The organism is Nonlabens dokdonensis (genome assembly GCF_002162835.1).
GTDB classification, from domain to species: Bacteria; Bacteroidota; Bacteroidia; order Flavobacteriales; family Flavobacteriaceae; genus Nonlabens; species Nonlabens dokdonensis_B.
In genome coordinates this window covers 1-22,994 of sequence record NZ_MAAX01000181.1, presented here as the reverse complement: position 1 = coordinate 22,994, position 22,994 = coordinate 1, and the positions used below count along the sequence as shown (strand labels likewise).

The window sequence follows — 22,994 nt, the reverse complement described above, 5'->3', positions numbered from 1 at the left end:
CATCTATAAAATATGTTGAATATGTCGGTAAATATAGGAAAATTGAAAGTGTACCCTAGCAGCTTTCTTCTTAAACTATCTATGGCATTTCTAAAAGTCTTCCTATGTTAAAAGATCATAGGATTAGGATTTAAAATTATTCCATCATACTTCTTTAGTTCTTCTTGAGCAGCAACCCCAGGGAAATCTCCTCGATATTCTCCCATTTCTGTCATAATTTGAAAATGTAGATGTGGTGAGTAACCACCATTTTCTTGTGGAGTCCCTAAGGTTGCAATGATCTCGCTTTCGCGAAAGCGAGAACCCAGCCTCCATTTTCCCATATCACTTATAGAGAGATGACCATAAAGGGTATAGAGTTTTTTACCGTTAAAATCATGTTCTAAAATCAAGGTAGGACCATAATTTCCTTCATCATTATTATTTGCATAACTATGAACCACACCATCCATAAATGCATGAACGCTGGTGCCAGCTGGCGCCCAAAGGTCTATTCCCATATGAATATCACGTACCAGACCAGCCTGGAACCTAGCCGATTTTCTATACAAAGCACGCTGCTCTAAATAACCGCCATGAGCAACATATTTACCAGTGATAGTACGCTGTTTTTCCAGATACTTTTCAAATACAGCTATATCGCTTACATCGTTATCATTCCAAAAAGGATTATTAACAGATAAATCAATGGAAAAATATTGTTCTTGGTGATAGGTAGGGTCTATGAGGTTCTTAAAAGACATTTTTAAACTATTTTCTTAATACTTTACTGAAAGCAATTTAGCATAATATGCAGCTTTTAGTTGAGAATATGCGTGTAAAATGCTCTATAAATTGCGTATTTTTAAACCAAATAAATGTAATTATGATCAATAGAACGGTAAAAGGCGTAGAAGAAGCGCTGGAAGGCGTTAAAAGTGATATGACTTTGATGGTAGGCGGTTTTGGACTTTCTGGAATCCCTGAAAACAGCATCGCGCAACTCGTAAAAACTGGAGTTAAAAATTTGACTTGTATTTCTAATAATGCTGGTGTTGACGATTTTGGACTTGGGCTTTTGCTTCAAGGTAAACAAATCAAGAAAATGATCTCTTCTTATGTAGGTGAAAATGACGAGTTTGAAAGACAAATGTTGAGCGGCGAACTAGAAGTAGACCTTATACCACAAGGAACTCTAGCCGAAAGATGTCGTGCGGCGCAAGCAGGAATACCTGCATTTTTTACGCCCGCAGGTTACGGTACAGAAGTGGCTGAAGGTAAAGAAGTAAGAGATTTTAATGGTAAACCTCATATTCTAGAACATGCCTTTAATGCAGATTTTGCCTTTGTAAAAGCATGGAAAGGAGATGAAGCCGGGAATTTAATATTTAAAGGAACCGCTAGAAACTTTAATCCAGTAATGTGTGGCGCTGCAACAATTACCGTCGCTGAGGTAGAAGAACTTGTTCCAGCAGGACAACTAGATCCTAATGAAATTCATATTCCGGGAATTTTTGTGAAACGTATTTTTCAAGGAGAGAAGTATGAGAAGAGGATTGAGCAAAGGACAGTTAGAGAGAGAGATTAAAAACAGAATTATTAATTAATTTGATAATGTGCTAATGTGCTGATGAAAAAAATAATTTGATATGCAGAAAAACATTATTGTTGAGAAATCAACTGAATTTGCTCTCGAGATTATTGAATTTACTTCATTGTTGAAGAAAGAAAAGCACTATGAAATTTCTAGCCAATTGTTTAGGAGTGGAACTAGCATAGGAGCAAATATTAATGAATCGCAGCACGCCGAAAGCAGGAAAGATTTTATACACAAATTAAAGATTGCGGCAAAGGAAACTTCTGAAACGAGATACTGGCTGTTCTTAGCACTAAATCAGACAGCTTACCTTCTCCAAAACAAGAATTGTTCAATCAATTAGAAAGTATAGAGAAACTATTATCAAAAATAATCTCTACCACAAAAAGCAGAATGTGAAAATTAGCACATCATCACATAAACAAATTAGCACATTAGATAATTATGTTAGACAAAATAGGAATTGCAAAAAGAATTGCACAAGAAGTAAAAGACGGTTACTACGTAAATCTAGGAATAGGAATACCAACTTTGGTTGCTAACTATGTTCCAGATGGAATAGATGTAGAATTCCAGTCAGAGAACGGTGTTTTAGGTATGGGGCCTTTTCCATTTGATGGAGAAGAAGATGCCGACGTTATAAATGCTGGTAAGCAAACTATTACTACCATGCCGGGCGCTAGCTTCTTTGATAGTGCAACCAGTTTTGGAATGATACGTGGACAGCATGTAGACCTTACGATTTTAGGAGCTATGGAAGTTGCTGAAAATGGAGATATAGCCAACTGGAAAATACCAGGTAAAATGGTAAAAGGAATGGGCGGCGCCATGGACCTTGTTGCTAGTGCAGAGAATATAATCGTAGCGATGATGCATACTAATCGAGCTGGAGCGTCTAAGCTTCTTAAAAAATGCTCATTACCACTTACAGGAGTAAATTGTATCAACAAAGTAGTGACTAACCTTGCTGTACTTGAAGTAACTGATAAAGGCTTTAAACTGCTAGAACGTGCACCTGGTGTAAGTGTAGAAGAAATTCAAAATGCTACTGAAGGAACTTTGATTATAGATGGAGAGATTCCTGAGATGGAAATTTAAAGTTATATTCTTAAATGTATTGAAAAAGGGTGAAAATAATTTCACCCTTTTTATTTAGTATAAATATGTTGGTTTAAACCTCATCAAAATTCACCACAACTTTTGCGCTGGTTGCATAAGCTTGACAGGCAAGAGAAAGTCCATCAGCGATTTCACTATCAGTTAAAATGGCGTTTTTTGCCATTTGTGCGCTTCCTTCTTCTATCTGACAAATACAAGAACTACAAATACCACCTTGACAACTGTATGGTGCATCGATGTCATTTTTAAGCATCACATCTAGTAAATTCTCACTGCGCTTTAAGGTGAGCGTGTGCTTTTCGTCATCGAGAATAACGGTAAGCTCGGTAAGATGGCTGTCTTCAGTGATCTCGATCTCATTTTCTTTGGCTGTAAAGAGCTCAAATTTCACGTTTTCTTTAGCAAGAACTTCCTTTTCAACAAGGTTATCTGTTGCCATTGTGATCATTTCTTCAGGTCCACATAAGTACGCTTTCGCAAAAGCGAGATCACCAACTTTCTGTTTCAAGAAATAGTTGAGGTTAGACTTACTTACACGACCGAATAATGCTTCATCGCGCTCTTCACGTGAGAAACAATATTGCAGTATAAAACGGTCACCATATTGATCTTTTAGATCATTAAACTGTTCATAATAAATAGTTTGAGCGACAGACTGATTTCCATAGATCAAAGCTACTTTACTGTCGGTCTCATTAGTAAGCACGTCTTTAATGATAGAAGTAATAGGAGTGATACCACTTCCTGCTGCAATCATTAAATAATTTTGAGCAGTATCGCTTTTTTCATGAATGAATAAACCTTCTGGAGCGGCAACTTCAAGTTGATCGCCAGCACGTAAACTCATCGCATAATTAGAAAAAACACCTTTTTCTACTGCTTTAATTACAACTTTTAAATCGGTTTCATGCGGTGCGCTAGAAAGAGAATAGGCGCGACGCACTTCTTCTTCATTTATAGTGGCTTTAAGAGTTAAGTACTGTCCAGCTTTATAAGTAAACTCAGAAGAGAGGTTTTCTGGAATTTCAAAAACCACTTCTACCGCTTGAGGAGTGACTTTAGTAACTTGTTTTATAGTAAGATGATGAAAAATCATGTCGTATTTTTAAAGCTGCAAAAGTAGTAAAGGAAAATGTAGCTGTAACATTTTTATAGTTTTTGTAACTAACTAAGCAAATCAAACCAAAGATGATCAAACAATTTATTAATCTAGAATGGAAAAGCTTCACAAGAAGTGCTGCGTTTAAACAAAACCTAGCTTTTAAAATCTTGATGATTTTTGGTGCTATTTATATGCTAGCACTTTTAGGAGGTTTAGGATTTGGTTCTTACTTTCTTATTGAGAAGTTAGAACTAGGTGAACCTATACGCGTAGTGAATAAGTATTTGATTTATTATTTCTTTTTTGATCTTGCAATGCGATACGTGCTTCAAAAGATGCCGGTGACTAATATCAAACCTTTGCTTTATCTTCCTATTACGCGATCTAATATTGTAAAATATGCATTGGGTAAAACCAGCATTTCATTCTTTAATATAGCGCATGCCTTCTTTTTTATACCTTTTAGTATTGTATTATTGGTAAAAGGAGATGCTCCTTTCATAAACGTATTAGGCTGGCATCTTGCCATGATTTGTATTACTTATACTATCAATTATCTAAATGTATTTATGAATAATATGGATAGTGTTTTCTATCCAGTAATAGGTCTAATAGCAGCAAGTGGAATCTTACAGTACTATGGGATTTTTGATATAACTACCTATTCAGCGCCGGTATTTGATTTCTTTTATGATAACGCTTTTGGTTTTATTATTCCGCTGGTACTGGTAGTTTCTAGTGCTTACTTTGCTTTTGAGTATTTTAAAAAGCAATTGTATCTAGACGCTGGTTTAAAGACTGAAGTTAAAGAGGCGAGTACAGAAGACTTGAGCTTCTTAGACAGATTCGGTAAAGTTTCTACTTACTTAAAGAACGATATTAAACTTATAAAACGTAACAAAAGAGCGCGTACCACATTTCTAGTAGGCTTCTTATTTGTGTTTTATGGTTTCTTTTTCATGAATGATATTTATTCCAGCATTAATGGAATGAAAGTATTTGCTGGATTGTTTTGTACCGGTGGATTCTTATTCATGTTCGGTGGATTAGTACCATCTTGGGACAGTAGTTATTACAAACTCATGATGTCGCAAAACATTCCTTACCGTGACTTTTTATTGAGCAAATGGTGGTTAATGATCGCTTCTACTGTTGTGAGTACGTTGCTATGTACGTTGTACCTTTACTTTGGTTGGGACTGGTGGTTTGCCATGATTGCAGGAGCGATTTATAATATAGGATTTAATAGCTCTGTGGTTCTTCTAGGTGGTGCTTATGTGAAAACACCTATAGACTTGATGAGTTCTAAGAAAGCTTTTGGAGATTCTAAAGCTTTTAATGCCAAAACCTTACTTCTAGTAATTCCTAAATTATTCTTGCCGGTACTTATCTATTATGCTTTTGCATTGACCATAAATGAGTCGGCTGGATTTATTGCTATTGCGGTTACTGGAGTTTTAGGGCTTTTATTCAGGAATAAGATATTTGATCTTATCGAGCGTGTTTATAAAAAAGAGAAGTACGATACGATTGCAGCCTATGCTCAAAAGGATTAACAGTTAAATAAAGATTTTAATGATCTTGCTTTCGCGAAAGCGGAACAAAAACTAACTAATAAGACATTTACAATTATGATTTCAATAACAAACCTTTCAAAAGTATACAACGGCGTTTCTGTACTAGATATAGACGAATTAAAGATTCATAAAGGTCAAGCCATAGGTCTGGTAGGAAATAATGGTGCTGGAAAGACGACCTTATTTTCTTTATTGCTGGACTTGATACAGCCTACGAGTGGTTATATTTTGAGTAACGATATTAAAGTGAGCGAGAGTGAAGACTGGAAACCTTTTACTAGCGCTTTTGTAGATGAGAGTTTTTTAATAGGTTATTTAACACCAGAAGAATATTTCTACTTTATAGGAGAGTTAAGAGGTCAGAATAAAGCAGATATAGACGCACTCATGGCTTCTTATTCTGATTTTTTCAATGGTGAAGCTATAGGTCAGAAAAAATACTTGCGTGATTTATCTAAAGGAAATCAAAAGAAGGTAGGAATAGTGGCCGCATTAATAGGCAATCCAGAAGTCGTAATTCTAGATGAACCTTTTGCAAATCTAGACCCTTCAACTCAAATCAGGCTTAAGAAAATAATCAAACAACTGGCAGATGATCCTAATACTACTGTTCTAGTTTCTTCACACGATTTACAACATGTTACCGAAGTAACGCAGCGCGTTGTGTTGTTAGAAAAGGGAAAAGTGGTCATGGACAAAGAGAAGACAGCTGGTACATTTGCAGAGTTAGAGAACTATTTTAAAGGAATCTCAGAGAGTTATGCTCCTGTTCCTGTTATGGAAGAAGAATAGATATGCATTCTAGATATAAAATGTTGGGTATTCATACGATTATATTTCTTACTGTCTTTTTAGTCATAAGAATTATAACGATGCAATTTATTACAGCACCTAATGCGATGTTAATTCTTATACCTATAGGTTTTGCCTGGTTAATTGCTCCGAGACCGCATGTGGTACAAATGCAATCTGGTAAGGAATATGGATTAAAGTTTCTTTTTAGTAAGAAGGTTTATAAGATGTAATTACCTTTGAAAAAAATCTATGATGAGTCCTAAAATTAGAGTTTTCCTTATTTACGGTGTTTGCTTTACAGCGCTATTTTTGATAACGAGATTTGTTTTATTACAGTTTATTGAGCAAGGTGTCTGGACTACGTTTGTACCTATAGGTATTGCTATGATATTTTCTCCTAAACCTCACATCGAGGAAACCGAAAATGGTCGTGAATACAGCCTTAAATCTATCTTTTCTAGTAAGCCTTTTAAGTTTTAAATGACACTCGATCGATTAGGATAGAATCTGATTAAGGATTTAATCAACAAACAAAGACCTAAGAAAATTAATTCTTAGGTCTTTGTTTTTATGTCACCATATTCATAGAAACTACTTCACTCTCCAGCGGTTTTTGTGTTTAATATTTTTAATGATTTCTTCTATGGCATCTTCTTTCTCTTTGTCAGTGTCATAACGCTTTCCATTGCCATAGGATTTAGAGTATATTTCTGACTGTAAGGACTCATCCTTTTTTAACTCAAAAGCGGCGTATCGTATGTATTCTTGATCCTTATAATTACCTTTACTTTTATAATTAAAGAGGTATAATTCTACCTTTTCTTCTTTATCTGTGGTAATAAGTTGTTTTTCAAAAAAGATTAGTTCATCTTTATTTTTATCAAATGATTTTGAAGTTAGCACTATACTTTTAGCCAGTTCTTGTTGGTTTACCTCAGAGGAAAGCTTGAGATCATTTTTTGCGGTATTAATTATAATTTCTGCTTTTAGGAGGTCGTCACTCTCCATTTCTTCAAGAAGTTTGCTAGGTACGGCTTCTTTATTTTTCAAGAGAAGCGTGTAGTACACTGCAATGGCATCATTTTTACCACTATCTAGTAGTTTTACAAAAAAGTCTTGAGCATTTTTCTCTTTGCGATAGGGAAAGATAAGTTTTACGTAATCGCTTAAAAGATCATTGTTATTATAGTTATAGCTTGATTTTCTTGCACTTAAAGTTCTTTTTATTTCGATCTTTCCGTCGGTGATGATTTGCTTACGGTATTTTTTATAGACTTTCTTCTTTACATATCCTGAGTCCTTAACTTTTGCAAGCAATTCATAAACAGGAGATTTATATTCATTTATGGAAGCATAGGTTAATAAATCAGGAAATAATCTTGCCGATAATTTTAAAGAATCACCATAACTATTGATTGCGCTAGAAATTCCTGATTTCTTTAATGGCAAATCTTTTTCTAATAAATCCAAAACTATTTCATGAGTGCTAGTGGTTTTTTTGCGAAGCAACTTCCTTAAAATAACCAGTTGTACGTCAGGATCGTCATAAGAAGATTGGTAAAGGTTTTCTATGAAAGGCAGTACACGATCATCTTTTAAATCGATTAATTCTCCTAGGGTATATTCTCGTACTTCCTTGAGGTTGCTGTCATCAGAGTCTACCGTATTGATAAGTTCCATCATTTGCGATATATCCTTAGCTTTAAATTTTATTTTATTACTAGCATCAAATACAAGGGTGTCTTTATCCTTTACGCCTTTAAAAAATAAAGCTGTCTTATCTTGAAAAACATCTTTGCCTACAGTAGTATCTTGTGGAGTAAAGCTAGAATAGAACTCATTGACAAATTTAGACGGTTGTTTTGTGCTATCTATAACCGTTTTAAGATGGTACAGCCTGCCTTTGTAATAGACGTCTTTAGCAAGAATATGTTTTGAACTTAAACTATCTTTGAACGTTCTGTTGTAATAATAAAGATCTCCTTGTTGGTTTTTATCTTTGTTTTTAGCTCTTAGATTGCTACGATACAATTTCATGTTAGTCCAGTCATTGTTATCTACATATTCCCATAAATCTTCTGGTTTGTGAAACATTTGAAGGTCATGAAACTTGGTCATTTTTACTTCAATTTGCTCATTTGATGGAGTGGTATAAAATGAAAACTTTTCCTTTTCTTCATAATCCTTTTGATCATCGCGTGAAAATCTTCTTCTAGACATAGGAGCTTTAACGGGACTTTTAACATTGAAGTACAGTGCTGTATCTTGAACTGTTTTAAAATCGTTATACTCGATAGTATTAAACTGAATAGAATTAAAAAAGGCATCTGCCTTTTGTGGATCATCACCAGTATAACCCATTAAATAATAGCTTCCATCCTTTACTATAGATTTAATTTCTAGAGCAGTACCTTTTGTGCTATCCATGATAACGCTGGCTCGATAAGTATAATAAGGCTGTTTTTCTATAGTGGCTTCTTCTATCTTATATTCCAGTTCATTTACAAATTCTTCTACTATAAATTGAGCTTCAAATTTATCTTCTTCTACATATTCTGTATCAAAAATGGGAGCCTCTTGAAAAAAGTAAAATGAAGTACCATCGGTTCCTTGTAAAAATGTCTTGCCAGGATTTTCAAGATTATTTGCAATTACATGTTCTGGAAATGACATGCTGTATTTATTGAATGGTGCTTTAAAAGTGCTTAATCTTTTACTATTAGGTTTAAACTCAATGGAGCTAAAAATTTCTTGTTCATACTTTTTTACAAAGTCTAATTTCCCTCCAAATTTGATGATCACTAATTCAAGAGGCGTTTTATAAATGTGGTATTTTTGATAATCTCCTTTTTTAGTTTTATTAAGTATCGCATATCCTGGATAAGGTGAGAACAGCTGTACTTTTTCTATAATTTCTCCTGGTATATCTTCAAATAAAATATTGTTTACAAAATCCAAGTCAATTTTTTTCTTTTCTGTAGGTAGATAATCCAGCGTATTAATTCTTGAAATGGTTAGATAAGCCCCATTAGTCATTTCAGGTATCATATAAAAAGACTGATTCCCCATGCTGAACTCTCTTAAATCGTCAAAGGTTTTAAGAGATAGGAATTGATCAGGTGTACGCTTTCGCGAAAGCGCAGGAGCCACAAAACTCTCGTCTAAAATCTTTTTTTCTTTTTTGGCCAGGTCCGTTTGTTCTGATGTAAGAGCAGTTACCGTATAGCCTCTATCCTGTAACATTTGAATCATACCGTGCTCTCCTGGTAAATGTGCTGCGCCTACACCGGCAAATATGGTTTGAGATCTCATTACAGAATCCATTACAACTACCATATTCTCATTGCGATCATAGAGCATATTCTTTCTATAATACTCCGTATTAGTTGCTGCACCTATAGAGTCTAGAAGGGAAATATTACGATCTCGATACACATTCTCTTGCATCGTGTATCGATTTTCTTTTTCAAGTTTCTCTTCTAACCATTTATCAATTTCTTTTTTAGAAGGATTTGTGGCAGCTTTTGAAGTTAGGTATTGAGATTCATTAAATTTCTCAAGACTTATAATAGGTTTACCAGCTTTTTTACCTGCTTGAAAAATAAACATGTCTAGATAAGTCTCTTCTTCAAAATTATCTGCTGCACCATTCTTGCGATATAAATAACCATTTAATGCCATGTCATTCATACGTATACTAGAGCGCACCATCTGCAATGGTGGATGCTCTAGTTTAAATAAATCTTTGTAAAAGGAAGAGCGGTAAGATCCTGAGCTGTTTTGTACTGATAGAATTTGCTCACTATAATATTCGTCCATCCATTGTGTAGGATCACTTTCTAGAGCGACGGCATCTACTTTTTTTAAAGATTCAAAGAAAACATCGTCTAACCTAAAGGCTACTTTACTACTTACATGCATGGTTCCATATAAATAGGATGGCTCTTCAAGACCATTTCCTGAAACTTGCCATAAAAGGCTATTATCTATTTGTGAATGAGTTGATTGAAAAAATAATAAACTGGCAATAAGGGTAAGAATGTACTTCATTTGTGATTTTATGAGGAGCAATTATGTCAATAATGACATAAAACAGCCGTGTAAAATAGTTCAAAGATTGTTTCTATTCAAATGTTTAACGGTCTCTTATTATTCTATATTGCTGTTTAATTAGCTAGTCTAATATAGACATGACAGCCTTAAATATAAAAAATTCTTATTTTTACTGACTTTTACAATATCAATGCGGTATTTAGAGTTATGTACTTTAGTCTAAACCCTACTTTTTGAAACATTTTTTTTACCATATTTCCATCGTTTTTTTACTGATTACAGTTCTTGCAGGTTGTAGTAGAAAAAAAAATTCTTTTATTAGTCGTAATCTTCATGCGGTAGGAACGGAGTACAATGTATTATATAATGGTAATCTGGCCTTACAAGCTGGGCTAGATGGACTAGAACAAACATATCAAGATAATTACTGGGAAGTCTTGCCTGTAGAGCGCATGCAGGTTAAAAAGGAAGTCTTCCTTCCAGGTGAGAAACCGCTAGACCCTAACTTTGAACGCGCTGAGGAGAAAGCAGTAAAAGCAGTTCAAAAACATTCCATGCTCATCAATGAAACTGAGTATAATCCTCAAATTGACGAGGCTTATATGTTACTAGGTAAAGCTAGATATTACGACCAGCGTTTCATTCCAGCATTAGAGGCGTTTAATTACATTCTACAATTCATGCCAGAGAGCGACCAGATCAATCAGGCAAAGGTGTGGCGAGAACGCACTAACATGAGATTAGATAATAATGAGACAGCCATTAAAAATTTAACTAAGCTGCTTAAAGAAGAAATAGAATCTATAGAAGAGGAAGATTTATCTATTGCAAATGCTACTCTATCTCAAGCATTTCTCAATCTCAATGAGGTAGATAGTGCGCTAGTCTATATCAACCGTGCAGAGAATCAAACTAAAAATAGAGAGACACAAGCGAGATATAAGTTTATAACGGCGCAACTTTTTGCAAAAACAGGGCAACGCGATAGTGCATTTGCACATTATGATGAAATTATAGAAATGCATCGTAAAATACCGAGACGTTATTATGTAAACGCTTTTATTGAAAAAATCAAAAACTTTGATGCTGCAACAGATAATAAAGAAGAATTACTTACTACTATAAATGAGTTAGAAGAGAATCGAGAAAACAGACCATGGTTAGACGCGATTTATTCACGTAAAGCTATTTATTTTGAAAAAGAAGATAGCATAGAAATAGCCAAAGAATATTATAATAAATCCTTAAGAGCTAAGGACGGAAAGGATAAGTACTTAAGAGGTAATAACTACTCTTCTTTAGGTAAAATAAGCTTTGACCAGTCTAAATTTGTTAACGCTGGTAAATACTATGATAGTGCAATTGCAAATTACACGCCTCGTACTAAAGAACACCGACTGGTAACAAAAAAGAGAAATAACCTAGACGATGTAATATTTTATGAAGGACATCGCCGCAGTGCTGATAGTATTTTTAAAGTTCTTGCTATGTCTCCTGAGCAGCAAGAACAATACTACCAAGATTACATCAATAGTCTTAAGGCCGAAGAAGAACGTATAGCAAAGGAAGCCGAGATAGAAGCAGCTAAAGCCGCCCAAGAGCAAACAGCATTTTCTAAAATAAATAATAACTCAGTAACCAGACGCGGTAAAACAGGACCATCATTCGGTACGCCTGGAAATAATGTGCGCACCAGCTCAGGTCTTGCAAATTCTAGTACCTTTTATTTCTTTAATCAGCAAACTGTCGCTCGTGGAAAAATAGATTTTAGGAAAAAATGGGGTAAACGAGAGCTTAAGGACAACTGGAGACGTAAGGATAAAAAAGAAGAATTAGAAGCCGCCACAGTAATCGATAGTCCAGAAGAAGAAGTTGAGGTACGTCCAGAGTTTACTACAGAATTTTATACCAGTAAATTGCCTGAAGGAAAATTTGTCTTAGACAGCATCACAAAATCTAGAAACTTTGCCTATTATCAATTAGGTGTTATATATAAAGAAAAATTTAAGCGTAACGACCTTGCAATCAATAGATTTGACACACTATTGACACACAACCCAGCTGAAAAGCTTTTACTGCCGGCTTTATACAACTTATATTTAATATACAAAGAAGAGAGTGGTAGTGACGCTTTCGCGAAAGCGGAACAATTAAAAAACAGAATCATAGCAGACTATCCTGATACACGATATGCGCAAATCTTAAGAAATCCAGATGCGAGATTGGATGATAGCGCAAGTCCTCTTGCAGTTTATAACAGACTTTACAAAGAATACGAGAAAGAGAATTATGACCTTGTAATTACCAGTGCTGAGAAATATTCTACTCAGTTTAGCGGTGATGCAATTGTACCTAGGCTAGAACTTTTAAAAGCATTTGCATCTGGAAGACTGTATGGATTTAAAGAGTATAAAAAAGGTATAGACTACGTCGCCTTAAATTTCCCTAATACTGAAGTAGGTAAGAGTGCACAGCAATTAGTGAATGATGCAGAGGTACTTAAGATACCAGAAGTGTTCTTGCCAGAAAAAGGGCTTACCGATTATAAGCTCATTTACAGATTCAATAATTCTGAGACGTCTGAAATGGAAGATTTAGTAAACAAACTAAATGAGGCTATTAAAAAAGAGAGCTTTTCTTTCAATGTCTCAAATGATGTTTACAATAAAAATGAAAGGCTAATAGTAGTTCATGGACTAAGTTCAAAATTAGGTGCTCAAGGATTAGGTGATTTAATGGCAGCTCCTGAGCACGATTATCTAGTCAATAAACCTTTTATAGCCATAGCCACAGAGAATTATAAAATTATTCAAGTACATAAGAATCTAGATAAGTACGAGAAAGAAATGCTTTAAAGCACTCCTATGTTAAACGATAAAAAGAAAAGTAAGTCAATTATGGATTCAGGTAAATCTCAAAACAGGATTAGCCAAGGGACTGTTGTTACTGGTGACATTGTAAGCAATGGAGGTTTCAGAATAGACGGTACCGTAAATGGTACACTTAAAACTGCGGCAAAGGTTGTTATAGGTAAAGAAGGTAAATTAGAAGGTACTTTAGAATGTAATAATGCAGATGTGGAAGGAATCGTTTCAGGAAAATTAATAGTAGATGGTATACTAACACTTAAATCTACGGCAAAAATAAACGGTGAAGTAGTAACACAAAAACTTGCAGTAGATCCTGGCGCTTCTTTTAATGCTACCTGTAAAATGGAATCTGGAGTAAAATCCATAGAAAGCGGTAAAAAAGGTAAAACGGCTTAAACGCTGCAACTTTTTTAAAGTCAACTTATAATAATTTCCAATTAGTTATTACAATACAAAAAGCGTTAATATAATGACTTTGTAAAACGCTACATCTAACCTTATCATTTTATTTTCAATTTAAACGACACCGTGAACTTCTACTTAAAAACTTTTATTCTAGTCTCATTATCTACTTTGTTGTTGTACGTTGCGCATGCATTCCTTGTAGAAGATCCTGCTATACCGCTTATAAAAACCTATTTATTTTTAGGAATAGCTACCTTAGTAACGGTTAGCGCACTTAAATATGTCTTTGGTTTAGTGCCTGATAAATTAGGTTTTGCTTTCTTGGCTTTGGTGTTTATAAAGTTCGGTGTGGTGTTCCTTTTGTTCCCAGAATTGTTGAGTGATGAACCTAAGTTATCTAGAGCTGAGATATTAGGCTTTTTAGGTCCGTACTTAATCTTTTTGTTTATGGAAGCTACTATTGTAATTAAGTGGCTTAATAAGAATTAATTGGGCGTTAAAAAGTTTGGTATAAAAAGCGCATAAATTAAGTTTTAAAAGCTTTCATTTTACATCTTTTTTTGTCATACATTTGCAGCCGAATTAAAAGACCTAACTTTTTAAGGTGATTTACATGTTTAGAGCGTATTTAAAAACAGCTTTTATTGCTTTGATTTTTATTGCTTCTGCAACAGCACAAGCTCAAGATCAAATTGGTGATTATGCCTATGACACAGCAATTATTTCTGATGGTGGTAAAATCAATACTAAACCAGAGATCGATTCTTATATAGATCATCACTTAAAAGATTCTCATGACTTTCATTTGTTTTCTTATACTAATGATGCTGGAGAAAGAAAACATGTAGGTTTTCCACTTCCTGTGATAGTATGGTCTACAGATGGTCCTAAATTCTTTATGTCTTCTGAGTTTCATCATGATGACGATGCTCAAGTGTTAGTTAACAAAGGAGAAGCAACTTTTACTAAGTTACACAGTAAGATTTACGAATTAGAAGGTGGTGCTACTAGTATCAATTTTGATGAAGAGCATCATCCTACTAATGCTCACCGAGTTTTTGACATGTCTATTACAAAATCCGTTTTTGGATTAATTTTAATAGGTGCATTCATGTTGCTTGTTTTTGGAGGTCTTGCAAAGCAGTATAAAACTAAAACTATCGCCACAGGCTTTGGTCGTGTTTTAGAACCGCTTGTTATTTATGTAAGAGACGAGATAGCAAAGCCTAACATAGGAGAGCAGAAGTATAGAAAATTCATGGGGTATTTATTAACCGTGTTCTTCTTGATATGGATAGGTAACTTACTAGGGTTAACTCCATTTGGTTTTAATATCACAGGACAGATAGCTGTAACAGTATGTCTAGCGTTATTTACTTTCTTTATAGTGCAGTTTAGTGCAAACAAAGATTACTGGATGCACATCTTCTGGATGCCAGGTGTGCCAGTTTTAATGAAAATCGCATTGATACCTATTGAATTAATAGGATTGTTTACAAAACCATTTTCATTATTAGTTCGTCTTTTTGCAAATATTACGGCAGGTCACGTAGTTGTGATGGGTCTTATTGCATTAATGATTACCTTGAAAGAACAATTTGGAGTAGTAGGATCTACAGGATTATCCTTATTTCTTACCTTATTCCTATCAGTTATAGAATTATTAGTAGCCTTTTTACAGGCATTTATCTTTACGATGTTATCAGCCCTATTTATAGGGATGGCTGTTGCAGAGCATGATCACGCTGAGCATGCTGGTGCTGCAGAGGATGATATCGATGAGGTAAGGGAACGTTTTGTTTAATTTTTTTGTTTAATTATTTTTAATACCCATTATTATGGAAACTGCTTACAATTTAATAGGTGCTGGTCTTATCGTTATCGGTGGTGGTATCGGTCTTGGTCAAATAGGTGGAAAAGCGATGGAAGCTATCGCTCGTCAACCTGAAGCTGCTGGAAAAATCCAAACAGCGATGATTATTATCGGTGCACTTCTTGAAGGACTTGCATTTGGAGCTCTTTTATTAGGTAAAAACTAATAACAGCTTTAAACTTAAACAATTCTTGTAACGGTTGGTTGCAAGAATTGTTTAATAAGTAAAATTTAAACAAAACAACATTTAGATATGTTAGATTTAATAAATGATTTTTCGCCTGGTTTGTTTTTCATGCAAGCTCTTATTCTTATCATTTTAATTGCTTTGATGAGAAAATTTGCATGGAGACCTATTCTTGATGCGCTTAACACACGTGAAGAAGGTATTGCAAATGCTCTTGCTAGTGCAGAACAAGCAAAAGTTGAAATGGCGCAGCTTGAAGCGTCTAATCAAGCAGCAGCACAAGAAGCTCGTGCTCAAAGAGACGAGATGATCAAAGAAGCACGTGAGATCAAAGAGAAAATGATCGCCGATGCTGCTGGTCAAGCTCAAGAAAAAGCAGACAAAATTATCGCACAAGCACAAGATGCTATCGCTGCTGAAAAGAAGGCAGCACTTGCTGATATTAAGTCGCAAGTAGCAGTTCTTTCTGTCGATATCGCAGAGAAAGTAACTCGCAAAGAGCTTTCTGAAAAAGATGCGCAACACGCACTTATAGAGCAATTATTAGCCGAGGCAAATATTTAATATTATGAGATTATCAAGAGCTTCTTCTCGTTATGCAAAAGCTATTCTTTCTCTAGCGATAGATGAGAATAAAGCAGTTGCCGTTAATGAGGATATGAAAAATATTCTTGTTACGTTAACTAATAATAAAGAATTGCGCAATTTTCTTTCAAGTCCTCTTGTAAAAGAGGATCAAAAAAGAGCTGGTTTACGTCAAGTTTTCAAAGATGCAGGTGATGTGACTATGAAGACATTTGATTTACTAGTTGACAACAAGCGTGCAGATATATTATTAGACGTGGCAACAAGTTTTATCGTTCTTTTTGAAGATATGAATAAACGTGAAATTGCAACGGTAACTACTGCAGTTGCTATTTCAGCAGATTTAGAGATGAAAGTTCTAGCTAGAGCTAAGGAGCTAGCAGGTAAAGAGGTAACATTAGAGAAAATTGTTGACCCAAGTATTTTAGGAGGTTTTGTTCTTAGAGTAGGCGACAAAGAAATTAACGCTAGTGTAAATAACAAATTGGGAGAGCTTAAAAGAACATTTGCTAGTAATTAGTAAATAGGGTTTTTGCATTCCGCTTTCGCGAAAGCGATATAATTATAAACAATACGATCTCTATAAAGATCATTGAAACAAGTATAAAAACAAGAACATGGCAGAAGTAAATCCAGCAGAAGTGTCTGCAATACTTAAGCAACAATTATCAGGTTTTGATGCAACTGCATCTCTTGATGAAGTGGGAACCGTACTTACCGTAGGTGATGGTATCGCACGTGTTTACGGTCTTTCTAACGCTCAATATGGGGAATTAGTTTCTTTTGAAAGTGGACTAGAAGGAATCGTTCTTAACCTTGAAGAAGATAACGTAGGTGTGGTACTTCTAGGTAAATCTACACAGATTAAAGAAGGAGATACGGTAAAACGTACAGAGCGTATTGCTTCCCTTAAAGTAGGTGAAGGAATTGTAGGTCGTGTGGTAAATACACTTGGAGAGCCTATCGATGGTAAAGGTGCTATAGAAGGTGATCTTTATGAAATGCCACTTGAACGTAAAGCTCCTGGAGTTATTTATCGTGAGCCGGTAACTGAGCCTATGCAAACAGGTATCAAGTCTATTGATGCAATGATTCCTGTAGGTCGTGGACAGCGTGAGCTTGTAATCGGTGACCGTCAGACTGGTAAATCTACAGTTTGTATCGATACGATTATCAACCAAAAAGAATTCTACGATGCTGGTGAGCCAGTTTATTGTATATATGTTGCGATAGGGCAAAAGGCCTCAAACGTAGCTTTAATATCTAAAGTACTTGAAGAAGCTGGAGCGCTTGCTTACACGACGATTGTAGCGGCAAACGCATCTGATCCTGCTCCTATGCAAGTATATGCTCCATTTGCAGGTGCAGCGATAGGTGAGTATTTCCGTGATACTGGTCGCCCAGCACTTATTATTTATGATGATTTATCTAAGCAAGCAGTTGCTTACCGTGAAGTATCTCTTTTATTACGTCGTCCACCTGGACGTGAGGCGTATCCTGGAGATGTATTCTTCTTACACTCAAGATTACTAGAGCGTGCAGCAAAAGTTATTAATAATGACGAGATCGCTGCAACCATGAATGATTTACCAGATAGTTTAAAACCTATCGTTAAAGGTGGTGGTTCCTTAACAGCTCTTCCTATTATTGAGACACAAGCTGGTGATGTATCTGCTTATATCCCTACAAACGTAATCTCTATTACAGATGGACAGATTTTCCTTGATGGAGATTTATTTAACTCTGGTGTACGTCCAGCAATTAACGTAGGTATCTCAGTATCTCGTGTAGGTGGTAACGCTCAGATTAAGTCTATGAAGAAAGTATCTGGTACATTAAAACTAGATCAAGCTGCTTATCGTGAATTAGAAGCATTTGCAAAATTTGGTTCTGACCTTGATGCAGCTACTTTAAGTGTAATTGAGAAAGGAAAAAGAAACGTAGAAATCCTTAAACAAGGACAAAACAACCCTTATCCAGTTGAAAATCAAATCGCAATTATCTACGCAGGTTCTAAAAACTTGTTGAGAAACGTGCCTATCGAGAAAGTGAAGGAATTTGAAAGAGATTACATTGAGCTTCTTAATGCTAAGCATAGAGGTGTTATGGATACTCTTAAAGCAGGAAAGCTTACTGATGAAGTAATAGATACACTTACTGCAGTAGCTAAGGATCTTTCTTCACGTTATTAGTATTAGAGTCTGAAGTTATGAGTTAAGAATTATGACTTCAGACTTATGATTTCTTTACATGGGTTTAGAAGATAGCGTGATTAGAAACAGAACTTTTGAGTTTGCAAGATCAATTGTAAGATTTACAACTGTTCTCAAAGAAGAAAGACATTACGAGATCGCTAGACAATTATTGCGAAGTGGTACTTCCATAGGGGCTAATGTAAGAGAAGCTCAACGTGAAATAAGTACTAAAGATTTTAAAAATAAACTCGGTATCTCACTCAAAGAGGCAGATGAAACCGAGTATTGGTTACAAATAATCGATTTGGAGATAAAAAGGGTTCCTGAAGAACTTTTGAAAGAAGTTGACGAGATTATGAGGATGTTAGTTACTATTATTAAAAACTCATAAATCAAACTTCATAAGTCTTAAGTCATAAGTCATAAGTAAATAGAATGGCCAATTTAAAAGAAATAAGAAACAGAATATCGTCAGTATCATCTACTATGCAGATTACATCTGCAATGAAAATGGTGAGTGCAGCAAAGTTGAAAAAGGCACAAGATGCCATTACAGCTATGCGTCCTTATTCTGATAAATTAACTGAGATCCTTCAAAGTCTTAGTGCGACCATGGAAGGTGATGCAGGTAGTAAATTTGCTGAACAGCGTGAGGTGAATAAAGCACTCGTTGTGGCAATTACCTCAAATAGAGGTCTTGCTGGAGCATTTAATTCAAATATTATCAAAGAATTGGTTCGTTTGAATCAGGAAGAGCTTAAAGGAGTTGCTGTTTCCTATATGACTATAGGTAAAAAAGCTAACGATTTTGTAAGTAAAGACTCTGATGTGCTGTCTAACAAGAGCGATCTTTTTGAGAACATTTCTTACGATAATGTTGCTGTGATAGCAGAAGAATTGATGGATCTTTTTGTTACAGAACAATTTGATAAGATTGTAATTGTGTACAACAGTTTTAAAAATGCTGCGACACAAATCGTAATGACAGAAGATTTCTTACCTCTTAAACCTGTTGCTAAAGATGAAGAAGCTATCCAAGAGCAAAAAGAATTAGATTATATTTTTGAGCCTTCTAAAGAAGAAATTATAGAAGAGCTTATTCCTAAGTCATTAAAAATGCAGTTGTATAAAGGAGTGCGCGATTCATGGGCTAGTGAGCACGGAGCGCGTATGACAGCTATGCATAAAGCAACTGATAACGCTACTGAATTAAGAGACCAATTAAAGCTTACTTATAACAAAGCACGTCAAGCCGCAATTACAAATGAGATTCTTGAGATCGTAGGTGGAGCAGAGGCTTTGAATAACTAACATTTCCGCGCAGGCGGAAATCTTTTTGAAATTATCGCATTACATATAAAACCCTTTCAGTATTTCCTGAAAGGGTTTTTTGATGCCTAATAACTCGAGTTCTTAATTTTTTAAAATTCTCATGTAACATTTTAATGCTTTTGTATCTAAAGGATAAATCATTAAAACTAAAAACATGAAAACTACGCTTCAATTTACATTGTTTCTCTTCTTATTTGTTCAGTTACAATTGCATGCACAAAGTAAAAGTATAAGCACTACAGTCACAGGAAACGGTGATCCTGTATTGTTTCTTCCTGGATTTGCCAGCGATGCATCTGTATGGAAAACAACTATTGAAAAATTCTCCTCTAAAAATCAATGCCACACAATTGATTATGCTAGATTTGGAAAAGTAGCTCCTATAGAATTCCCTTGGTTACCGACTATTCTAGAAGACCTTAAGACGTATATAAAAACCTTAGATAATCCCAATCTTGTTATTGTAGGTCACAGCATGGGTGGTACAATAGCTACATGGCTCGCAGCGCAACCAGGTCTTAAGATAAAAGAGATAGTGGTAATAGATGGATTACCATGTACTGGAGCGCTCATGATGCCCGATTTTTCACCAGATAATCTCGCCTATGAAAGTCCTTATAATAATCAGTTATTAAAAATGGACGATAAAGCTTTTGAACAAATGGCAGCTGGAATGGCTTCAGGGATGGCAACTAATACTGATCATCAAAAACAGATCAAGGATCGTATCATAAAATCGGATCGTAAAACCTACGTCTACGGTTATACCGATTATTTGAAATTAGACGTGAGACCATTTTTATCTCAAATAAAAGTACCAGTAACTATTCTAGGCGCAGGGAAACCTTATGGAAAAGAAATGGCAACACAAACCTATGAAAAACAATACGCTCAGCTTTTGGATTATAAGTTATTGATTAATGAAAACTCAAAACATTTTATAATGATGGATGCTCCCGTATGGTTAGAGCAACAGCTTATTTCTATTTTAGTAAAATGAAAAAAGGCACAAGAAAGGAATTTGAAAACCTTTACCGGCAACATTATCAAAAGGTACTGCGATTGTGCTTAGGTTACGTATCAGGAGATAAAGATCTGGCTCAAGATCTATTGCAAGAATCATTCATTAAAGTTTGGGAACACTGGGATAACTTTAAAGGAACATCAAGTAGATCTACATGGTTGTATCGCATTACTGTAAATACTTGTTTACAGGAATTAAGAATGCATAAAAAATATAAAAAAGCGCCTGAGGAAACCTTGAAAAATTATGAGGCTACAGAAGAAACCAGCTTAAAAAAAGAAAAGCAGTTTTCACAACTTTACGCTTGTATGAGTAAGCTCAATAAAGAAAACCAAACGATTCTTTTGTTAGAATTAGAGCAAATCCCACAAGAAGAAATCGCCCAAATCATAGGCATTAAACACAATGCCCTAAGGACAAGGCTCAATCGTATAAAATCTACATTAACTAAATGTGTTAATAATGAAAACATTTGAAGAATTACAAAATGCATGGAATAGCAATGATCAAGAAATAAATGAAAATTTCTTGAATCAACTTCCAGGCACGATAAAAAAAATAAATGCTAAAAAGCGCATTACCATGCTCGTTTTAGGAATCACAGCGATCATTCTACTCCTTTATATGATTTGGATAGGAAAGGGTGCGCCACTACTTTTTATTGCAGGTCTAGGAATTATGATTATTTCATTACTAGTCAGAATTGTATTAGAACAGCTATCGATTCAAAAATTATCAAAGATTCCTAAGGACCATTCGTTCTATGCGCATCAAGAACGCTTGAAGTCTTACTATACTTCTAGATTGATATTACATCAGTGGATAACACCTGTTATTCTAATTGCCTATTGGATAGGTTTTGTAATGCTATTACCTGCATTGGATGAAAACCTAAGTACATTTTGGTTCAATTATGTATGGATTTCAAGTATTCCTATTGCGATCGTAATGGTGCTATTTATCGCATACCACATTAAAAAAGAACGTAATGCGTTAGAGCAACTACAACAAGAAGTGCAGAATGAAAAGTAAAAAGTTGTTAAGTGTTCTCGCTTTCGCGAAAGCGAGAACATTAATTAGAAATTTTTAATAATTCCTTTCCACTAATTCCATAAAACGGTTAGCATAGGTTTCTTTTCCTTCCCAGTTGTTATAATCTGGTTTTACCATGTTATTTATGAAGCTTTGAGCATCTTCGTAACTGTTTCTGGTATTGAGCTGTGAGATCACACGATTGAAATCTTGATCGCTACCGTTAAAAAGGTGTTTGATAAAGCCTAAGCGATCATTCATACCAAATTTTAACCCTTTGTTCAATCGGTCGTTAAGGGAAAGCGGTTTCTCGTCTGCTTTGGCATCATTTATTTTACGCTCAAAAACAGGCATGGTTTGAAAGTCTGCAGTGATGTCTTCTAGATCGTTTTTAGTATATTTTTTAGGGTCGGGAATTTCTATAGGAGGCAATTTTTCTTCAACAGTTTCCTTTTTTTCAAACTCTGGCATTTTTATTTCAGTAGGAATAGGATTTGGAGCTTCCTCATCACTCATATCAATTTTTGCACTGGTTTCTGGAACTTCATCTGGCATTTCTTCTACCATTTTACTAATGGTAGAAATTCCTGGTAGTTCCATTTCTTCTCTTGTATCCTCATCGGCAGGCATAAAAAGATCACTCAAATCATTATTTGCAAACGCTTCAGCAACATCTTCCTGAGTCTGTTCCATTGCTTGATCTACTTCATCTGTAATGCTGTTAACATCTTCCTGAGCTTCAGTAAAAGCTTGAGAAAGTCTACGCTCTACCTCGGCATCTCCAGCGGTAGGCTCTATATCAGCAAAATGTTTTTCAGTAAAGGAAAGAACAGTTAGTTTCTCATACAGTTCTTTTGCGATGACCTGCAACTCATTCACATCTTCTTTATTTTTAAGTTGTAGGATGCGGTGTGCAAGGCTGGTAAGATCTGCTGCTATTTTCTTTTTCATAATGGGATTATTGCCGCTCGTTTATTTGTATTTTTGAATTCTAGAATGAGGAAAAAGCCCTCATTTATTAACGCCTGTAAATTACAAAATGTTTCTAGAAAATACCGTTAATCATAAAGAGCAATTCGGCTGGATCGAGGTAATTTGTGGTTCCATGTTTTCTGGTAAAACAGAAGAATTGATAAGACGCTTAAAACGAGCACAGTTTGCACAACAAAAAGTAGAAATATTTAAACCTACTATAGATACACGATACGATGAGGAAATGGTAGTTTCTCATGATTCTAATGAAATTCCTAGCACTCCAGTTCCTGCTGC

General features: G+C 35.1%; 24 protein-coding genes and 1 pseudogene. 21 read left to right on the top strand and 4 right to left on the bottom strand.

What is annotated here, in order from left to right; all coding sequences use genetic code 11:
- Positions 1-107: 107 nt before the first annotated feature.
- Positions 108-743, bottom strand: coding sequence for a peptidoglycan DD-metalloendopeptidase family protein (locus A9Q93_RS11935; protein WP_303687634.1), 636 nt, complete (start codon positions 741-743; stop codon positions 108-110).
- 122 nt (positions 744-865) lie between these two features.
- On the opposite strand from A9Q93_RS11935, the gene A9Q93_RS11930 reads away from it, so the two are divergent.
- The 3 genes from A9Q93_RS11930 to A9Q93_RS11920 all read left to right on the top strand — a co-directional run bounded on the left by A9Q93_RS11930 (position 866) and on the right by A9Q93_RS11920 (position 2,674).
- Entirely contained in the window at positions 866-1,567 is a 702-nt protein-coding gene (locus tag A9Q93_RS11930; RefSeq protein WP_303687633.1) for a CoA transferase subunit A, read from the top strand.
- A gap of 61 nt (positions 1,568-1,628) precedes the next feature.
- Entirely contained in the window at positions 1,629-1,919 is a 291-nt protein-coding gene (locus A9Q93_RS11925; RefSeq protein WP_369674709.1) for a four helix bundle protein, read from the top strand.
- A 101-nt stretch (positions 1,920-2,020) separates the two neighbouring features.
- The gene (locus A9Q93_RS11920; RefSeq protein ID WP_303687632.1) at positions 2,021-2,674 is read left to right on the top strand and encodes a CoA transferase subunit B; all 654 of its coding nucleotides are present in this window, start codon (positions 2,021-2,023) and stop codon (positions 2,672-2,674) included.
- Positions 2,675-2,747: 73 nt separating this feature from the next.
- Here A9Q93_RS11920 and A9Q93_RS11915 read toward each other — a convergent pair whose 3' ends face one another.
- The gene (locus A9Q93_RS11915; RefSeq protein WP_303687631.1) at positions 2,748-3,791 is read right to left on the bottom strand and encodes a ferredoxin--NADP reductase; all 1,044 of its coding nucleotides are present in this window, start codon (positions 3,789-3,791) and stop codon (positions 2,748-2,750) included.
- A 92-nt stretch (positions 3,792-3,883) separates the two neighbouring features.
- Here A9Q93_RS11915 and A9Q93_RS11910 point away from each other — a divergent pair, with 92 nt between their 5' ends.
- The 4 genes from A9Q93_RS11910 to A9Q93_RS11895 all read left to right on the top strand — a co-directional run bounded on the left by A9Q93_RS11910 (position 3,884) and on the right by A9Q93_RS11895 (position 6,649).
- The gene (locus A9Q93_RS11910; RefSeq protein WP_303687630.1) at positions 3,884-5,353 is read left to right on the top strand and encodes a DUF5687 family protein; all 1,470 of its coding nucleotides are present in this window, start codon (positions 3,884-3,886) and stop codon (positions 5,351-5,353) included.
- A 75-nt stretch (positions 5,354-5,428) separates the two neighbouring features.
- A complete protein-coding gene (locus A9Q93_RS11905; protein ID WP_303687629.1) occupies positions 5,429-6,166 on the top strand; it encodes an ABC transporter ATP-binding protein in 738 nt (245 codons plus the stop codon).
- Between the two features lie 80 nt (positions 6,167-6,246).
- Entirely contained in the window at positions 6,247-6,399 is a 153-nt protein-coding gene (locus tag A9Q93_RS11900; protein ID WP_303687628.1) for a hypothetical protein, read from the top strand.
- 19 nt (positions 6,400-6,418) lie between these two features.
- Positions 6,419-6,649 carry a hypothetical protein gene (locus tag A9Q93_RS11895; RefSeq protein ID WP_303687627.1) on the top strand — a complete coding sequence of 77 codons (231 nt, stop codon included), beginning with the start codon at positions 6,419-6,421 and terminating at the stop codon, positions 6,647-6,649.
- Positions 6,650-6,760: 111 nt separating this feature from the next.
- Here the strand turns inward: A9Q93_RS11895 and A9Q93_RS11890 are convergent, their stop codons facing one another.
- Positions 6,761-10,219, bottom strand: coding sequence for a TraB/GumN family protein (locus A9Q93_RS11890; protein ID WP_303687626.1), 3,459 nt, complete (start codon positions 10,217-10,219; stop codon positions 6,761-6,763).
- Positions 10,220-10,455: 236 nt separating this feature from the next.
- Between A9Q93_RS11890 and A9Q93_RS11885 the strand changes: the two genes are divergently transcribed.
- The 13 genes from A9Q93_RS11885 (at position 10,456) to A9Q93_RS11825 (ending at position 21,725) form a co-directional block, all read left to right on the top strand.
- Positions 10,456-13,077 carry a hypothetical protein gene (locus A9Q93_RS11885; RefSeq protein ID WP_303687625.1) on the top strand — a complete coding sequence of 874 codons (2,622 nt, stop codon included), beginning with the start codon at positions 10,456-10,458 and terminating at the stop codon, positions 13,075-13,077.
- Positions 13,078-13,119: 42 nt separating this feature from the next.
- Complete coding sequence (locus A9Q93_RS11880; RefSeq protein ID WP_303687624.1) at positions 13,120-13,488, top strand: polymer-forming cytoskeletal protein; 369 nt, start codon at positions 13,120-13,122, stop codon at positions 13,486-13,488.
- A gap of 132 nt (positions 13,489-13,620) precedes the next feature.
- Positions 13,621-13,986 carry a hypothetical protein gene (locus A9Q93_RS11875; RefSeq protein WP_303687623.1) on the top strand — a complete coding sequence of 122 codons (366 nt, stop codon included), beginning with the start codon at positions 13,621-13,623 and terminating at the stop codon, positions 13,984-13,986.
- A gap of 124 nt (positions 13,987-14,110) precedes the next feature.
- Positions 14,111-15,301, top strand: a complete 1,191-nt coding sequence (atpB, locus tag A9Q93_RS11870; protein ID WP_303687622.1) for a F0F1 ATP synthase subunit A — start codon at positions 14,111-14,113, stop codon at positions 15,299-15,301.
- A 34-nt stretch (positions 15,302-15,335) separates the two neighbouring features.
- The gene (atpE, locus tag A9Q93_RS11865; protein WP_036583467.1) at positions 15,336-15,536 is read left to right on the top strand and encodes an ATP synthase F0 subunit C; all 201 of its coding nucleotides are present in this window, start codon (positions 15,336-15,338) and stop codon (positions 15,534-15,536) included.
- Positions 15,537-15,623: 87 nt separating this feature from the next.
- Positions 15,624-16,121, top strand: a complete 498-nt coding sequence (locus A9Q93_RS11860; protein ID WP_303687621.1) for a F0F1 ATP synthase subunit B — start codon at positions 15,624-15,626, stop codon at positions 16,119-16,121.
- Positions 16,122-16,125: 4 nt separating this feature from the next.
- Positions 16,126-16,662: an ATP synthase F1 subunit delta gene (atpH, locus tag A9Q93_RS11855; RefSeq protein WP_303687620.1), complete on the top strand. Its 537-nt coding sequence runs from the start codon at positions 16,126-16,128 to the stop codon at positions 16,660-16,662.
- A 97-nt stretch (positions 16,663-16,759) separates the two neighbouring features.
- On the top strand, positions 16,760-18,334 hold the full coding sequence (atpA, locus tag A9Q93_RS11850; RefSeq protein WP_303687619.1) for a F0F1 ATP synthase subunit alpha: 1,575 nt from the start codon (positions 16,760-16,762) through the stop codon (positions 18,332-18,334).
- Between the two features lie 58 nt (positions 18,335-18,392).
- Positions 18,393-18,728 carry a four helix bundle protein gene (locus tag A9Q93_RS11845; RefSeq protein WP_303687618.1) on the top strand — a complete coding sequence of 112 codons (336 nt, stop codon included), beginning with the start codon at positions 18,393-18,395 and terminating at the stop codon, positions 18,726-18,728.
- Positions 18,729-18,772: 44 nt separating this feature from the next.
- On the top strand, positions 18,773-19,648 hold the full coding sequence (atpG, locus tag A9Q93_RS11840) for an ATP synthase F1 subunit gamma (RefSeq protein ID WP_303687617.1): 876 nt from the start codon (positions 18,773-18,775) through the stop codon (positions 19,646-19,648).
- A 175-nt stretch (positions 19,649-19,823) separates the two neighbouring features.
- The gene (locus A9Q93_RS11835) at positions 19,824-20,669 is read left to right on the top strand and encodes an alpha/beta fold hydrolase (RefSeq protein WP_303687616.1); all 846 of its coding nucleotides are present in this window, start codon (positions 19,824-19,826) and stop codon (positions 20,667-20,669) included.
- Positions 20,666-21,169, top strand: a complete 504-nt coding sequence (locus A9Q93_RS11830) for an RNA polymerase sigma factor (protein WP_303687615.1) — start codon at positions 20,666-20,668, stop codon at positions 21,167-21,169. The genes A9Q93_RS11835 and A9Q93_RS11830 overlap by 4 nt, the downstream gene beginning before the upstream one ends.
- Entirely contained in the window at positions 21,156-21,725 is a 570-nt protein-coding gene (locus A9Q93_RS11825) for a hypothetical protein (protein ID WP_303687614.1), read from the top strand. The genes A9Q93_RS11830 and A9Q93_RS11825 overlap by 14 nt, the downstream gene beginning before the upstream one ends.
- A gap of 54 nt (positions 21,726-21,779) precedes the next feature.
- Here A9Q93_RS11825 and A9Q93_RS11820 read toward each other — a convergent pair whose 3' ends face one another.
- Positions 21,780-22,676 (bottom strand): hypothetical protein, encoded by an 897-nt coding sequence (locus tag A9Q93_RS11820; RefSeq protein ID WP_303687613.1) that lies wholly within the window; start codon positions 22,674-22,676, stop codon positions 21,780-21,782.
- Between the two features lie 88 nt (positions 22,677-22,764).
- Between A9Q93_RS11820 and A9Q93_RS11815 the strand changes: the two are divergent.
- Positions 22,765-22,994: pseudogene (locus A9Q93_RS11815) on the top strand (thymidine kinase); the annotation flags it as partial.